The organism is Pseudomonas sp. PvP025, from assembly GCF_017832155.1.
GTDB lineage: Bacteria > Pseudomonadota > Gammaproteobacteria > Pseudomonadales > Pseudomonadaceae > Aquipseudomonas.
Genome location: NZ_JAFIBJ010000001.1, coordinates 4,037,162 through 4,052,054 on the forward strand (window position 1 = coordinate 4,037,162; position 14,893 = coordinate 4,052,054).

The window sequence follows — 14,893 nt, forward strand, 5'->3', positions numbered from 1 at the left end:
TTTGGGGCTGCTGCGCAGCCCAACGCAGGACAAGCCTGCTCGCCACAAGCAAGCCCGCTCGCCACAAAAAACCTGCTTAGTTAAGTACGTTGGCAAGGATCTCGTAGACGATGCCGGTGCCCACTGCAATCAACACCACGTCCGGGCCGGAGCGGCGCCATTCGTAACCGTCGTAGCGCGGCAGGCGCTCCAGTTCGCGGGGGCCGAGGCGCTCGCCGTAGTAGCCGGGAGGCAATGGTCGGCCGCGTTCCAGGCGCACGTCCGGTGGCGGTGGCGCGCCGCGTGCGAACTGGTCGTGGTGGTCGTGGATGATCTGGCGCACCGGGCCGAAATCCCGGGGTGGGCCGCCTCTGCGGTCGTCCTGCGGGCCACGTTGCTCATGGGGGCCCGGCGGGCCGTCACGGCCGGGGCCTTCACCGCGCGGGTCGGGCGGCGCGGCGTGCACCAAGGCGCTGGCGCCGAGTACCAGCACGCCGAGACCTGCAATCACGGATTTGGGCATTTTCATCGGGGATTCCTCAGGGCACACACAAAAAAGGGATTTCAAACGAGGTTCGAAATCCCTGGGTCTTGCTGTTTAGGCCGTGCCCGCGCGGGTTGATTCCTCTGTATCAGGAACTTTACCTAGTGCTGACGGGACGCTTACTTACGCGCGTTACGCACGCCTTCGGCCAGCGCCGCGCAATGGCTCAATACCCCATCGATAGCGTGCTCGTGGCTGCTGGCGTTGGCGATGTGGTCGATCAATGCCGAGCCCACCACGACACCGTCCGCCAGGCGAGCGATGGCAGCGGCCTGTTCCGGCGTGCGGATACCAAAACCGATGCTGATCGGCAGGTCGGTATGGCGGCGCAGGCGCGTCACGGCTTCTTCGACGTGTTCCAGGGTGGCGGCGCCGGCACCGGTCACACCGGCCACCGACACGTAGTACACAAAGCCGGAACTGCCGTTGAGCACGGTAGGCAGACGCACATCGTCGGTGGTCGGCGTAGTCAGGCGGATAAAGTCGATGCCGGCGGCCTGGGCCGGGTCGCACAGCTCAGCGTTATGCTCGGGCGGCATGTCGACCACGATCAGGCCATCGACCCCAGCGTCCTTGGCGTCGCTGATGAACGTCGGCACGCCGTATTTGTGGATCGGGTTGAAGTAACCCATCAACACCAGCGGCGTGTCGTTATTGTCCTTGCGGAACTCGCGCACCATCTGCAGGGTTTTCGCCAGGTTCTGTTTGGCTTCCAACGCACGGATGTTCGCCAACTGGATCGCCGGGCCGTCGGCCATCGGGTCGGTGAAGGGCATGCCCAACTCGATCACATCGGCGCCGGCCGCAGGCAGGCCTTTGAGGATCGCCAGCGAAGCGTCATACCCCGGGTCGCCGGCGGTGACGAAGGTCACCAGGGCGGCGCGGTTCTGTTCTTTCAGCTGCGCAAAGCGGGTTTGCAGGCGGCTCATCAGTGTGTCTCCTGCTTGGCATGCTCTGGTTGAGCATGTCCCATGTGGTGCATCACGGTCTGCATGTCCTTGTCGCCACGGCCCGACAGGTTGATGACCATCAGGTGATCCTTGGGCAGGCTCGGTGCACGCTTGAACACTTCGGCCAGGGCATGGGCGCTTTCCAGCGCAGGAATAATCCCTTCCAGGCGGCAGCATTTGTGGAACGCCTCGAGGGCTTCGTCGTCGGTCACCGAGGTGTACTGGACGCGGCCGATGTCATGCAACCACGCGTGTTCCGGGCCGATGCCGGGGTAGTCCAGGCCTGCGGAAATCGAGTGGGCGTCGATGATCTGACCATCGTCGTCCTGCAGCAGGAAGGTGCGGTTACCGTGCAGCACGCCTGGTACGCCGCCGTTGAGGCTGGCGGCGTGTTTGCCGGTCTCGATGCCGTGGCCGGCCGCTTCGACGCCGATGATGTCCACGCTCTTGTCATCCAGGAACGGGTGGAACAGGCCCATCGCGTTCGAACCGCCGCCGATGCACGCCACCAGGCTGTCCGGCAGGCGGCCTTCCTGGGCTTGCATCTGGTCGCGGGTTTCCTTGCCGATCACGGCCTGGAAGTCACGCACCATGGCAGGGTAAGGGTGCGGGCCGGCCACGGTGCCGATCAGGTAAAAGGTGTCGTCGACGTTGGTCACCCAGTCGCGCAGCGCTTCGTTCATCGCGTCCTTCAGCGTGCCGGTGCCGGCCACCACGGGGATGACTTCAGCGCCCAGCAATTTCATGCGGAACACGTTGGCCTGTTGGCGCTCGATGTCGGTGGTGCCCATATAGATCACGCATTGCAGGCCGAAGCGCGCCGCCACGGTGGCGGTGGCCACGCCGTGCATGCCGGCGCCGGTCTCGGCGATGATGCGTTTTTTGCCCATGCGCCGCGCCAGCAGAATCTGGCCGATGCAGTTGTTGATCTTGTGCGCGCCGGTGTGGTTGAGCTCTTCGCGCTTGAGGTAGATCTTGGCGCCGCCGCAGAATTCGGTCAGGCGTTCGGCGAAGTACAGCGGGCTCGGGCGTCCGACATAGTCGCGCTGGAAGTAGGCCAGTTCCTTATTGAAAGCCGGATCGATCTTGGCCGCTTCGTATTCGCGGGCCAGGTCGAGGATCAACGGCATCAGGGTTTCTGCAACGTAGCGGCCGCCAAAGCCGCCAAACAGGCCGTTAAGGTCCGGGCCGTTGCGCAGGTCGGTCTGGGACTCAATCATGGGACGCTCCAGGGAATAGGGGGTGAGAGATGCAATGAGGTCCACTCTACCCCTCACGCTCCAGGCTGAAAACCGATAAGATCGCCGCAACCTGTCAGGAAAACTCACAGATGAGCCGAGACCTCCCACCGCTCAATGCCTTGCGCGCGTTTGAAGCCGCAGCGCGGCTAAACAGCGTCAGCCAGGCAGCCGAGCAGCTGCATGTGACCCACGGTGCGGTGAGTCGCCAGCTCAAAGTGCTTGAAGAACACCTGGGCGTCAGCCTGTTCGTCAAGGAAGGTCGTGGCCTTAAACTCACAGATGCGGGCGTACGGCTGCGTGATGTGAGTGCCGAGGCATTTGAGCGACTGCGCGATGTGTGCAACGAATTGACCCGCCACAGCGCCGACGCACCCTTCGTGCTGGGTTGTTCGGGCAGTTTGCTCGCGCGCTGGCTGATCCCGCGCCTGGGCCGCTTGAATGCCGATCTGCCGGACCTGCGTCTGCACCTCTCGGCGGGTGATGGCGATCTCGATCCGCGTCGACCGGGTCTCGACGCCCTGCTGGTGTTTGCCGAACCACCATGGCCGGCCGACATGCAGGTGTTCGAGCTGGCCAGCGAACGCATCGGGCCGGTCATGAGCCCGCGTTATGCCGGTTACGAAAGACTGCGCCAGGCCCCGGCTTCTGCCTTGTGTGGCGAACCGCTGTTGCACACCACCTCGCGCCCGCAAGCCTGGCCCAGTTGGGCGCAGCCACACGGCATCGAGCCCGGCACGTTGAAACTCGGCCAGGGGTTTGAGCATTTGTATTATTTGCTGGAAGCAGCAGTGGCGGGACTTGGGGTAGCGATTGCACCGCAGCCGCTGGTGGCGGAAGACCTGCGTGCGGGTCGGCTGGTGGCGCCATGGGGTTTCAGTGAAACCCCGGCGCACCTCGCGTTGTGGCTGCCCAAGCGCGCCGCAGACGGGCGCGCAGGGCAATTGGCGCAGTGGCTCAAGGCTGAGCTGGCGCGCCAGACCACGTATTAGTCACCGCGTTTGCACAGCAGGTAGGCTGCCAGCAGGCCCAGTGCACCGACGGCAACACCGGCAGTAGTCCATGGGTGCTCTTGTGCGTAGTCACGGGTAGCAACGCCGGTTTCGCGCAGTTTGACCTTGCTTTCTTCGTAGGCATCGGTGATCAGGTGGCGAGAGTGCTTGAGGGCGTTCTCGGCATTGCTTTTCAAGGCCTTCAGTGTTTTGCGCGACTCATCGGACGCGTCATCCTTGAGGCTCTCAAGGGATTTGAGCAGGCTCGAAATCTCGGCTTCCATGCTTTCCAGCGACGCTTTGCGTAAAGAAGTGTTGGCCATGTGAACTCTCCTGAAAGTGATTGAGTGGCGTGTGTAGATACCGACTGCGCCCGTTTCAGAAAGTGCAGTAATTCTGAACTTTCTCCTGCGAATGGTCGCCTGAAGCAGTAAGAACATTCACTGCTAGTCTTGATTGACGACCTTTAGGAGAAACGCCATGAGTAATCACACCTACAAGAAAGTCGAACTGGTGGGTTCGTCCACCACCAGCATTGAAGATGCGATCAACAACGCATTGGCTGAAGCCAGCAAAAGCCTGACGCATCTGGAGTGGTTCGAGGTGACTGAAACCCGTGGTCATATCGAGAACGGCAAGGTTGCCCATTATCAGGTCACCCTCAAGGTGGGATTCCGTATTGCCAGTAGTTAATCGGGTGAGTTGAACTTTGCTCGCTGGCCGATTGCCATAACCTGCGCTACACACATTGGGTGCCGACGCCATTGGCGTCGGCACGCTCAATTTGATCAGCGCAAGGAAGTAACGGATGAAAAAGTTTCTGTTGGCAGTAGGTTTGTTGAGCATTGCAGGCACAGCTCTGGCGGCGGGCAAGCCTTGTGATGAGCTGAAAAGCGAACTCGCAGCGAAGCTTGACGCTAAAGGCGTTCAGCATTACTCGCTGGATGTCGTCGAGAAAGGCGCAGCGGCCGATGCCCAAGTGATTGGCAGCTGTGAAGGCGGCACCAAGGAAATCGTCTACAAGCGCGGTTAATCCCGTGCTCCAGACATAAAAAACCGACGCAGGTGCGTCGGTTTTTTTACGCCTGGGGTTCAGCCCTTCATTACCTGCGCCAGCAGCTCGTAGGAATGAATCCGGTCGGCATGCTCGTACAGGTCGCTGGTGAAGATCAGTTCGTCGGCGCCGGTCTGCTCGATCAGCACCTCCAGCCTGGCGCGGATCTTCGCCGGGCCGCCGACCATGGCCAGGCCGAGGAAGCTGCCGACCGCGTCTTTTTCGTGGGGCAGCCACAGGCCATCCATGGTGTTTACCGGTGCGCGCTGCATCAGGCTCTGCCCGCGCATCAACGCGAGGATGCGTTGATACATCGAGGTGGCCAGGTACTCGGCCTGTTCGTCGGTGTCAGCAGCCACCAGCGGAATGCCGAGCATCACGTAGGGCTTGTCCAGCACGGCTGAAGGCTGGAAGTGATTGCGGTACACGCGCACCGCCTCGTGCATCAGGCGCGGTGCGAAATGGGAGGCGAAGGCGTAGGGCAAACCGCGCTCACCGGCCAGTTGTGCGCTGAACAGGCTTGAACCAAGCAGCCATACCGGCACGTGGGTGCCGGTGCCGGGCACGGCGATTACGCGCTGATCGGGGGTGCGTGGGCCGAGGTAGGCCATCAGTTCGGCCACGTCCTGCGGGAAGTCATCCGCACTGCCGGAGCGCTCACGGCGCAGGGCGCGGGCGGTCATCTGGTCGGAGCCGGGCGCGCGGCCCAGGCCCAGGTCGATGCGGCCAGGGTAGAGGCTTTCGAGGGTGCCGAACTGTTCGGCGATCACCAGCGGTGCGTGGTTGGGCAGCATCACGCCGCCGGAGCCGACGCGGATGGTCGAGGTGCCCCCGGCCAGGTAGCCGAGCAATACCGAGGTGGCCGAGCTGGCGATGCCGTCCATGTTGTGGTGCTCGGCCACCCAGAAACGGTTGTAGCCGAATTTTTCCACGTGCTGGGCCAAGTCCAGCGAATTGCGCAGCGACTGCGCCGGGCTGCCATCGGCGCGCACGGGTACCAGGTCGAGGGTCGAGAACTTTACGTCGGACAGCGATTTCATAAGCCTGCTTCTCCAATAGGGGCGCAGGCTTTCAAGACGAACCAAACCTGCCGCTTCATGTGCATGCTCTGTGAAATGAGGGCATATACCCGAGATTCAATAGCAGGCTAGGAAATTTCCTACTAATTCGCTAGGTTTTTCCGACAAGATGAACTTTGCCGCGCCGTCTAACCTCAGAATCCTTGACGACGTAAAACCACCGTTCGAGGAGACCGCTATGAGTATCGTTAAAAAAGCATCCGCGCATTGGGAAGGTGATCTGAAGACTGGCCTGGGTTCCATCTCCACGGAAACCGGCGTACTTCGCGAAGCGCCCTACGGCTTCAAGGCCCGTTTCGAAGGCGGCAAGGGCACCAACCCTGAAGAACTGATCGGTGCCGCCCACGCCGGTTGTTTCTCCATGGCGTTTTCCATGATTCTTGGCGACGCTGGCCTCAAGGCTGACAGCATCGACACCCAGGCAGAAGTGACCCTGGATCAGGTTGAAGGCGGCTTCGCCATTACTGCGGTGCACCTGGTGCTGAAGGCCAAAATCCCCGGCGCCAGCCAGGCGCAGTTTGATGAGCTGAGCAAGAAGGCCAAGGAAGGGTGCCCGGTGTCGAAGCTGTTGAACGCCACCATTACCCTGGACGGCACGCTCGTTAACTGATGCAGCCGCTTCAATGTGGGAGGGGCAAGCCCTCCCTCATTTTTCCACACGTTCAGTTGTGCGTTAAATCAGAACTCCCGTTTCGCAAATGTGGTCCTATAGCCTATGCAGCCTAGGCGCACACCCGTGCGCATGCATTCAGGGAGCTACACACATGAAACGTTTTGCCTTGGCAATCATCTGCGGTGCGTTGGCCACGTCGGCTGTGGCCGCACCAAAAGATTGTGAAGAGCTTAGAAAAGAGATCGAAGTGAATATCCAGGCCAAGGCGATTCCGTCCTACACCCTGGAAATCATCACTGCCGAAGAAGCCAGGAATCACGACAGCGCCATGATTGTCGGTTCGTGCGAAAACGGCACCAAGCGCATCCTCTATCAGAAAAACAACGACTGATCAGAGGCAGTTCACGCTGCGCTCTTCGGCCAGCAACTGACGCGCCGGGTCATACAGGCGAATGTTCGGCGTGAACGCCAGCGAGCGCCCTTCCAGCACGTAGCGCTGGCCGGCCTGGAAGTGGTCGTACTGCAGCGTCATGAAACACGTGCGGTACATCATCTGGCTGAGGCCGCCCAATCCGCCACCGGCGGGCACTTCAAAATCAAAGCGCACCATCAGCTCGTGAGGGCCGGGGGGCATTTGGAAAAAGCGACCGTCATTGAGTTTCTCCCCGTCCAGACGCTCCGCCATCACCAGTTTGGCGCCGGGTGTGGGCGTGGTGAAATCGACCCAGGCCTGCTGCGGGTCGACGGCCGGCAAGGGCGTCAACGCGCAGGCGCTGAGCAACAGGGCGGCGGGAATCAGAAGCTGGCGCATGGCAGGAACTCAACGCGGGACGAAGTTTGAGTATAAACACGTCATCGCGTGGAAAAATCACCTTCAAGCGCGATAGTCTGGCGGCCCCACTTCCAGGAGCAGCCACCGCATGGTCAGGCGTTTATTTCCCGCAGTGCTGCTCGTGTTGCTCGGTGGTTGCTCCAGCGTTGGTTATTACAGCCAATTGGCCGACGGCCAGTGGCAATTGCTGCGCGCACGGGAGCCGGTGGCCGCCGTGATTGCCGACCCGTCCCGACCCCAGGTCTTGCGTGACCACCTCGCTCAATCCCAGAAAGCCCGCATATTTGCCAGCGAGCACCTGCACCTGCCGGACAATCAGAGTTACCGGCTGTACGCCGACATCCACCGACCGTATGTGGTGTGGAATGTCTTCGCCACGCAGGAATTTTCCCTGTCACCGCAGAACCACTGCTTCCCTATCGCCGGGTGCGTGGCCTATCGCGGCTACTACAACCAGGGCGCGGCGCGCGGCGAGGCGGCGTTGTTGCGGCAACAGGGCCTGGATGTCGCCATCGGTGGCGTCGAGGCCTATTCCACCCTGGGCTGGTTCAATGATCCGATCATGAGTTCGATGATGAGCTGGGGCGACGAGCGCCTGGCCACGTTGATCTTCCATGAACTGGCGCACCAGCGTTTCTATGTGAAGGACGACACCGAATTCAACGAGTCATTTGCCACCTTCGTCGAGCAGGAAGGCGCCCGCCAATGGCGTGCCGCCAGAGGGCTGGCGCCGCTCAGCCAGGCGGCGTCGCAGCAGCGTGACCAGTTTATCCGGTTGGTTCTCGACACCCGCACGCGCCTGGAAACGCTCTACACACAGCCCCTGGCCGTCGATGCGATGCGCCAGGCCAAGGCGACGGAGTTCGAGCGTTTGCGCAGCCAGTATCGGCAGATGCGCGATAGCCAATGGGCAGGCGACAAGCGTTATGACGCGTGGATCGACCAGCCGCTGAACAACGCGCGGTTGCTGCCGTTCGGCCTGTATGACCAGTGGGTGCCGGCGTTTGCCGGGTTGTTCAGGCAGCAAGGTGGGGACTGGGTGAAGTTTTATGCGGCGGTCGAGAGACTGGGTGGGTTGCCGGTGGCGCAGCGCAAGGCGGCGCTCAGGCAGTTGGAGGGTTTTGCCAGTGCTGGCCTCATCGGGAGCAAGCCCCTCCCACATTAGCCGGGTGTTCACAGGTCAGAATGTGGGAGGGGGCTTGCTCCCGATAGCGGCTCAAAAGCGCTGCAAAAACCCCTGATGCATCTCATCCAGCGTTTCGAAATGCCAGGTCGGCGCCTCGGCATTCAGCTCTTCAAAACTGCCGAATCCATACCCCACCGCTGCCGAATCCAGCCCGTTGCGGCGCGCGCCAATCAGGTCATGTTTGCGATCACCGATCATCAGGGTCGCCGCCGGGTCCAGGCTTTCTTCGCGCATCAGGTGCGCAATCAGCTCGACCTTGTCGGTGCGCGTGCCGTCCAGCTCGCTGCCGTAGATCACCTTGAAGTGCCTGGCAAAGTCGAAGTGTCGCGCAATTTCCCGGGCAAATTCCCACGGTTTGGAGGTGGCCACGTAAAGCTGGCGTCCCTGCTGGTTCAGCGCTTCCAGCAACGGCATCACGCCGTCAAATACGCGATTTTCATACAGCCCGGTGACCTTGAAGCGCTCGCGGTAGAAATTCACCGCCTGCCAGGCCTTGGCTTCGTCGAAGCCGTAGAACTGCATGAACGCCTGCAGCAACGGCGGGCCGATGAAGTGTTCAAGCCGGGTCAGGTCCGGCTCATCAATCCCCAGTTTGCCAAGGGCATATTGAATCGAGCGCGTGATGCCTTCGCGCGGGTCGGTGAGGGTGCCGTCGAGATCGAACAGTACGGTGGAGTAACGCAGGCTCACTGGTCGAACCCCTCTGCCAGGTGCAGGTCCTTGAGCTTCACGTAGTTGGCGGCGCTGTAGGTGAAAAACGCGCGCTCCTTGTCCGTCAACGCGCGGACCTGTTTGACCGGGCTGCCCACGTACAAAAAGCCACTGTCGAGGGTCTTGCCCGGCGGCACCAGGCTGCCGGCGCCGATGATCACGTCGTCCTCCACCACGGCGCCATCCATCACGATGCTGCCCATGCCGATCAACACCCGGTTGCCGACGCGGCAGCCATGCAGCATGACTTTGTGGGCGACGGTCACATCGTCGCCGATCAGCAACGGGAAGCCGTCCGGGTTGAACGGCCCGGCGTGGGTGATGTGCAGCACACAACCGTCCTGCACGCTGGTGCGCGCGCCGATGCGGATGCGGTGCATGTCGCCGCGAATCACGGTCAGCGGCCAGACCGAGCTGTCGGTGCCGATTTCGACATCGCCGATCACCACCGCCGAAATATCGACAAAAGCCCCGGCGCCGAGGGTTGGCGTGTGGTTCTGATAGGTGCGAAGGGTCACGATAGCCTCTCTCTTGTGTGCTGATAGCTGCGGTGGGTGTTGATTGTAATTAAGATGGCCCCATCTTTGTCTTATCCGTTTTCTTCAGCCAAGGTGCCCACCGTGAGCGCGAACAACCCGCTTCTGCAGTCCTACGACCTGCCGCCGTTCTCAGCGATCCGTGCCGAGCACGTGCAACCGGCCATCGAACAGATCCTCGCCGACAACCGCGTTGCCATCGAAGGCATCCTGCAAAGCCAGGGTAAAAACCCTACCTGGGCAGGCCTGGTCCTGGCGATGGACGAACTGAATGACCGCCTGGGCGCCGCCTGGAGCCCGGTCAGCCACCTAAACGCCGTGTGCAACAGCGCCGAGCTGCGCGAAGCGTACGAAAGCTGCCTGCCGGCGTTGAGCGCTTATTCCACCGAGATGGGCCAGAACCGCGCGCTGTTCCAGGCCTTCGAAGCCCTGGCCAACAGCCCGGAAGCCGCCGGTTTCGACGTGGCACAAAAAACCATTCTGGAGCATTCCCTGCGCGATTTCCGCCTGTCGGGTATCGACCTGCCGCCAGAACAGCAGAAGCGCTACGCCGAAGTGCAAAGCAAGCTCTCGGAGCTGGGCAGCAAGTTTTCCAACCAACTGTTGGACGCCACCCAGGCCTGGACCAAGCACGTTACCGATGAAGCCACCCTCGCCGGCCTGACCGACTCGGCCAAGGCGCAAATGGCCGCCGCTGCCCAGGCCAAAGGCCTCGACGGCTGGTTGATCACCCTGGAATTTCCCAGTTATTACGCGGTAATGACTTACGCCCACGACCGCGCCCTGCGCGAAGAAGTCTACGCCGCGTACTGCACGCGGGCGTCGGACGAGGGCCCGAATGCCGGTCAGAACGATAACGGCCCGGTGATGGAACAGATCCTCGATCTGCGTCAGGAACTGGCCCAGCTGTTGGGTTTTGCGTCGTTCGCCGAGCTGAGCCTGGCCACCAAGATGGCCGAGTCCAGCGACCAGGTGCTGAGCTTCCTGCGTGACCTGGCCAAGCGCAGTAAACCGTTTGCCGCCCAGGACCTGCAACAGCTCAAGGCTTACGCCGCCGAACAGGGCTGCGCCGACCTGCAAAGCTGGGACAGCGGTTTCTACGGCGAAAAACTGCGCGAGCAACGCTACAGCGTGTCCCAGGAAGCCCTGCGCGCCTACTTCCCGATCGACAAGGTGCTGAGCGGCCTGTTTGCCATTGTGCAGCGCCTGTATGGCATCGAGATCGCCGAGCAGAAAGGCTTCGACACCTGGCACCCGGACGTGCGCCTGTTCGAAATCAAGGAAAACGGCCAGCACGTCGGGCGTTTCTTCTTCGACCTGTACGCCCGCGCCAACAAGCGTGGCGGCGCCTGGATGGACGGCGCGCGCGACCGTCGCCGCACCCTCGACGGCGTGCTGCAAAGCCCGGTGGCCAACCTGGTGTGCAATTTCACCCCGGCCGACAGCGGCAAGCCTGCGCTGCTGACCCACGATGAAGTCACCACCCTGTTCCACGAATTCGGCCATGGCCTGCACCACCTGCTGACCCGCGTCGAGCATGCTGGCGTGTCCGGCATCAACGGCGTGGCCTGGGATGCGGTGGAGTTGCCGAGCCAATTCATGGAGAACTGGTGCTGGGAGCCCGAAGGCCTGGCGCTGATCTCCGGTCATTACGAGACCGGCGAGCCGCTGCCTCAGGACCTGCTGGAAAAAATGCTGGCGGCGAAGAACTTCCAATCCGGCCTGATGATGGTGCGTCAGCTGGAGTTCTCGCTGTTCGACTTCGAAATGCACGCCACCCACGGCGATGGCCGCAGTGTCGCGCAGGTGCTCGAAGGTGTGCGTGACGAGGTCTCGGTGATGCGTCCGCCGGCCTACAACCGCTTCCCCAACAGCTTTGCGCACATCTTCGCCGGCGGTTACGCGGCGGGGTACTACAGCTACAAGTGGGCTGAAGTGCTGTCGGCGGATGCGTTCTCCAAATTCGAAGAAGACGGCGTGCTCAACGCCGATACCGGACGTGCCTTCCGCGAGGCGATCCTGGCGCGCGGTGGTTCCCAGGCACCGATGGTGCTGTTCGTCGACTTCCGTGGGCGCGCGCCGACCATCGATGCGCTCCTGCGCCACAGCGGCCTGAGTGAGGACGCAGCAGCATGACGGTGATCACCAAGAAGCAGTTTATCGCCGGGGCGGTTTGCCCGGCGTGCAGCGAGCCGGACAGGCTGAAAATGTGGACCGAAGACGACGTGCCGCACCGCGAATGCGTGGCCTGCGGGTATACCGACACGTTGAATGAGCAGGGCTTGTCGGTGCCCAGGGAATTGGGCACGCGGGTCAATACCTCGGCGCTCAAAGCGCCGGCCGACCCCAAGGTGCAGGCGGTGCAGTTCTTTCCCAATCCCAAGTTGAAGAAAGACTAAAACCCTCGTACCCGACTCAACCTGTGGGAGGGGGCTTGCTCCCGATGGCGGCGGATCAGCTGAAAGACAGGCTGACTGACACGACGCTATCGGGAGCAAGCCCCCTCCCACATTTTTTTGTTCGGCGCTTAACGAGGTCTACGGATGCTTAGCCTGCTATCATTTGTAACCAATGATTGCCCGAGCCGCTCTCCAGAAGCGGTGGCCAAACCCGTGACCACATGATGAGGTGCACCCATGTCTGATCAAGATCAAGACAACCCCCGGCGTGATTTTTTGCGCAAATCCTTGACCTTGATCCCGGTGGTCACGGTTGCCAGTACCGGCCTTGGCGGCTCGATGCTGATGGCCACGCCCGAGCCCGTGCAGGCCGCGTCTGCCAAGTCTGTAGCCAGCGACAAAGCCTACGAGCCGAGTTATTTCACGGCCGAAGAATGGGCGTTTATCAACGCCGCCGTCGAGCGCCTGATTCCTGCCGATGCGCAGGGTCCAGGTGCTTTGGAAGCCGGTGCGCCGGAATACATCGACCGCCAGATGAACACGCCTTACGCCAGCGGAGCCCTGTGGTTCATGCAAGGCCCATTCAATGCCGACGCCGCGCCGGAGATGGGCTGGCAGAGCAAGTTGGTGCCCCGGGAGATCTATCGCCTGGGCATTGCCGCCACGGATGCCTGGTCGAAGGCGTTCAACGGTAAAGCTTTTGCTGCGCAAGACAGCGCTACCCGAGACGATATGCTTCGGCGCCTCGAAGCAGGCGGCGGTGAAGTGTCTGCGCATTTTGAGGCGGTGCCGCCAAAGATGTTCTTCAACCTGCTGCTGCAAAACACCAAGGAAGGGTTCTTCTGCGACCCGATCCACGGCGGCAACAAAGGCATGGTCGGCTGGACCATGATCGGCTTCCCCGGCGCCCGCGCCGACTTCATGGATTGGGTGGAACGCAACGAGCAATACCCCTTCCCGGCTGTTTCCATCCGTGGCGAGAGGGCATAAACGTGGCGACCATCATGAAGAAAGTCGATGCAGTGATCGTCGGCTTCGGCTGGACCGGTGCAATCATGGCCAAGGAACTGACGGAAGCGGGCCTGAACGTGGTAGCGCTGGAGCGCGGTCCGATGCAGGACACTTACCCGGACGGCAACTATCCCCAGGTCATCGACGAACTGACCTACAGCGTGCGTAAAAAACTCTTCCAGGACATTTCCAAGGAGACGGTGACCATTCGCCATAGCGTGAATGACGTCGCCCTGCCCAACCGCCAGCTTGGCGCCTTCCTGCCAGGCAACGGCGTCGGCGGTGCGGGCCTGCACTGGTCGGGCGTGCATTTTCGCGTCGACCCCATCGAGTTGCGCATGCGCAGCCATTACGAGGAGCGCTACGGCAAACACTTCATTCCCAAGGACATGACCATCCAGGATTTCGGCGTCAGCTACGAAGAGCTGGAGCCGTTTTTCGATTATGCGGAGAAAGTCTTCGGCACCTCCGGCCAGGCCTGGACCGTCAACGGTCAGTTGGTGGGCGAAGGGCGTGGCGGCAACCCGTATGCGCCGGACCGCTCCAATCCGTTCCCGTTGCAATCGCAGAAAAACACCGTCTCCGCACAGCTGTTTCAGAAAGCGGCTGCCGAGGTCGGTTACAAGCCCTACAACCTGCCGTCGGCCAATACCTCGGGGCCTTACACCAACCCCTATGGCGCGCAGATGGGGCCGTGCAACTTCTGCGGATTCTGCAGCGGCTACGTCTGCTACATGTATTCCAAGGCATCGCCAAACGTGAACATCCTGCCGGCGTTGCGCCAGGTGCCCAACTTCGAGCTGCGGCCCAATTCCCACGTGCTCAAGGTCAATCTCGACAGCACCAAAAGCAAAGCCACCGGCGTGACCTACATCGACGCCCAGGGCCGCGAGTGCGAGCAGCCGGCGGACCTGGTGATCCTCGGTGCCTTCCAGTTCCACAACGTGCGGCTGATGCTGCTGTCGGGCATCGGCAAGCCCTACGACCCGATCACCAACGAGGGCGTGGTGGGCCGCAACTTCGCCTACCAGAACATGGCCACCATCAAGGCGTTTTTCGACAAGGACACCCACACCAATAACTTTATCGGTGCGGGTGGTAATGGCGTGGCCATTGATGATTTCAACGCGGACAACTTCGACCATGGCCCCCATGGTTTTGTCGGCGGCTCGCCGATGTGGGTCAACCAGGCGGGCAGCCGGCCGATTGCCGGCACGTCCAACCCACCGGGCACTCCGGCCTGGGGCAGTGCGTGGAAGCGCGCTACCGCCGATTACTATACCCATCAGGTGTCGATGGATGCTCACGGCGCCCATCAATCCTACCGAGGCAACTACCTCGATCTGGACCCGGTGTACCGCGATGCCTACGGCCTGCCGTTGCTGCGGATGACGTTCGACTGGCAGGAAAACGACATCAAGATGAACCGCTTCATGGTCGAGAAAATGAGCAAGGTCGCCGAAGCGATGAACCCCAAGTCGATTGCCCTGCTCGGCAAGAAAGTCGGCGAGCATTTCAATACGGCGGCCTACCAGACCACCCACCTCAACGGCGGCGCGATCATGGGCACCGACCCGAAGACCAGCGCGTTGAACCGCTATCTGCAGAGCTGGGATGTACACAATGTGTTTGTCCCCGGCGCGTCCGCTTTTCCACAAGGTCTGGGCTACAACCCTACCGGCCTGGTGGCCGCGTTGACCTACTGGTCGGCCCGGGCGATCCGCGAGCAGTACCTGAAAAACCCCGGCCCGTTGGTTCAGGCATAAGGA

The 14,893-nt window shown here is 61.6% G+C and carries 18 protein-coding genes; 10 read left to right on the forward strand and 8 right to left on the reverse strand.

The genetic code is table 11. The features are described from left to right. Nucleotides 1–76 precede the first annotated feature (76 nt). From JOE32_RS17555 to trpB, 3 genes are all read right to left on the reverse strand, one after another. Nucleotides 77–508: an anti-virulence regulator CigR family protein gene (locus JOE32_RS17555; RefSeq protein WP_209986775.1), complete on the reverse strand. Its 432-nt coding sequence runs from the start codon at nt 506–508 to the stop codon at nt 77–79. 134 nt (nt 509–642) lie between these two features. Continuing rightward, a complete protein-coding gene (trpA, locus tag JOE32_RS17560) occupies nt 643–1,452 on the reverse strand; it encodes a tryptophan synthase subunit alpha (RefSeq protein WP_057006211.1) in 810 nt (269 codons plus the stop codon). Then, nucleotides 1,452–2,693: a tryptophan synthase subunit beta gene (gene trpB, locus JOE32_RS17565; RefSeq protein WP_209986778.1), complete on the reverse strand. Its 1,242-nt coding sequence runs from the start codon at nt 2,691–2,693 to the stop codon at nt 1,452–1,454. Before trpB ends, trpA begins: the two co-directional genes overlap by 1 nt. 110 nt (nt 2,694–2,803) lie before the next feature. Between trpB and JOE32_RS17570 the strand changes: the two genes are divergently transcribed. After that, nucleotides 2,804–3,703 carry a LysR family transcriptional regulator gene (locus JOE32_RS17570; protein WP_209986781.1) on the forward strand — a complete coding sequence of 300 codons (900 nt, stop codon included), beginning with the start codon at nt 2,804–2,806 and terminating at the stop codon, nt 3,701–3,703. On the opposite strand, the gene JOE32_RS17575 is transcribed toward JOE32_RS17570, so the two are convergent. Beyond that, a complete protein-coding gene (locus tag JOE32_RS17575; RefSeq protein ID WP_034101663.1) occupies nt 3,700–4,026 on the reverse strand; it encodes a DUF883 family protein in 327 nt (108 codons plus the stop codon). The genes JOE32_RS17570 and JOE32_RS17575 overlap by 4 nt on opposite strands. A 157-nt stretch (nt 4,027–4,183) precedes the next feature. Here JOE32_RS17575 and JOE32_RS17580 point away from each other — a divergent pair, with 157 nt between their 5' ends. Next, nucleotides 4,184–4,396 carry a dodecin gene (locus JOE32_RS17580; protein ID WP_003233668.1) on the forward strand — a complete coding sequence of 71 codons (213 nt, stop codon included), beginning with the start codon at nt 4,184–4,186 and terminating at the stop codon, nt 4,394–4,396. Between the two features lie 115 nt (nt 4,397–4,511). Then, on the forward strand, nt 4,512–4,736 hold the full coding sequence (locus tag JOE32_RS17585) for a DUF1161 domain-containing protein (protein WP_209986784.1): 225 nt from the start codon (nt 4,512–4,514) through the stop codon (nt 4,734–4,736). Nucleotides 4,737–4,795: 59 nt separating this feature from the next. Here the strand turns inward: JOE32_RS17585 and JOE32_RS17590 are convergent, their stop codons facing one another. Beyond that, a complete protein-coding gene (locus JOE32_RS17590) occupies nt 4,796–5,797 on the reverse strand; it encodes an LLM class flavin-dependent oxidoreductase (protein ID WP_209986790.1) in 1,002 nt (333 codons plus the stop codon). A 217-nt stretch (nt 5,798–6,014) separates the two neighbouring features. Between JOE32_RS17590 and JOE32_RS17595 the strand changes: the two genes are divergently transcribed. Together JOE32_RS17595 and JOE32_RS17600 are read left to right on the forward strand one after the other, a co-directional pair. Beyond that, nucleotides 6,015–6,446, forward strand: a complete 432-nt coding sequence (locus tag JOE32_RS17595) for an OsmC family protein (protein WP_057006206.1) — start codon at nt 6,015–6,017, stop codon at nt 6,444–6,446. 154 nt (nt 6,447–6,600) lie between these two features. Next, nucleotides 6,601–6,840, forward strand: a complete 240-nt coding sequence (locus tag JOE32_RS17600) for a DUF1161 domain-containing protein (RefSeq protein ID WP_209986793.1) — start codon at nt 6,601–6,603, stop codon at nt 6,838–6,840. On the opposite strand, the gene JOE32_RS17605 is transcribed toward JOE32_RS17600, so the two are convergent. Next, on the reverse strand, nt 6,841–7,260 hold the full coding sequence (locus JOE32_RS17605) for a hypothetical protein (RefSeq protein WP_209986796.1): 420 nt from the start codon (nt 7,258–7,260) through the stop codon (nt 6,841–6,843). Nucleotides 7,261–7,369: 109 nt separating this feature from the next. Between JOE32_RS17605 and JOE32_RS17610 the strand changes: the two genes are divergently transcribed. Continuing rightward, nucleotides 7,370–8,446 carry an aminopeptidase gene (locus JOE32_RS17610; protein ID WP_209986798.1) on the forward strand — a complete coding sequence of 359 codons (1,077 nt, stop codon included), beginning with the start codon at nt 7,370–7,372 and terminating at the stop codon, nt 8,444–8,446. 51 nt (nt 8,447–8,497) lie between these two features. On the opposite strand, the gene JOE32_RS17615 is transcribed toward JOE32_RS17610, so the two are convergent. Together JOE32_RS17615 and JOE32_RS17620 are read right to left on the reverse strand one after the other, a co-directional pair. Next, nucleotides 8,498–9,157 (reverse strand): HAD family hydrolase, encoded by a 660-nt coding sequence (locus JOE32_RS17615; protein ID WP_209986803.1) that lies wholly within the window; start codon nt 9,155–9,157, stop codon nt 8,498–8,500. Continuing rightward, nucleotides 9,154–9,696 carry a gamma carbonic anhydrase family protein gene (locus JOE32_RS17620; protein WP_209986807.1) on the reverse strand — a complete coding sequence of 181 codons (543 nt, stop codon included), beginning with the start codon at nt 9,694–9,696 and terminating at the stop codon, nt 9,154–9,156. The genes JOE32_RS17615 and JOE32_RS17620 overlap by 4 nt, the downstream gene beginning before the upstream one ends. 54 nt (nt 9,697–9,750) lie before the next feature. On the opposite strand from JOE32_RS17620, the gene prlC reads away from it, so the two are divergent. The 4 genes from prlC (at nt 9,751) to JOE32_RS17640 (ending at nt 14,890) form a co-directional block, all read left to right on the forward strand. Further along, a complete protein-coding gene (gene prlC / locus JOE32_RS17625) occupies nt 9,751–11,850 on the forward strand; it encodes an oligopeptidase A (RefSeq protein WP_209986810.1) in 2,100 nt (699 codons plus the stop codon). Then, nucleotides 11,847–12,113 (forward strand): YheV family putative zinc ribbon protein, encoded by a 267-nt coding sequence (locus tag JOE32_RS17630; RefSeq protein WP_209986814.1) that lies wholly within the window; start codon nt 11,847–11,849, stop codon nt 12,111–12,113. Before prlC ends, JOE32_RS17630 begins: the two co-directional genes overlap by 4 nt. Before the next feature lie 237 nt (nt 12,114–12,350). Continuing rightward, a complete protein-coding gene (locus JOE32_RS17635; RefSeq protein WP_209986817.1) occupies nt 12,351–13,103 on the forward strand; it encodes a gluconate 2-dehydrogenase subunit 3 family protein in 753 nt (250 codons plus the stop codon). A 2-nt stretch (nt 13,104–13,105) separates the two neighbouring features. Further along, entirely contained in the window at nt 13,106–14,890 is a 1,785-nt protein-coding gene (locus tag JOE32_RS17640) for a GMC family oxidoreductase (protein WP_209986820.1), read from the forward strand. Nucleotides 14,891–14,893: the final 3 nt, after the last annotated feature.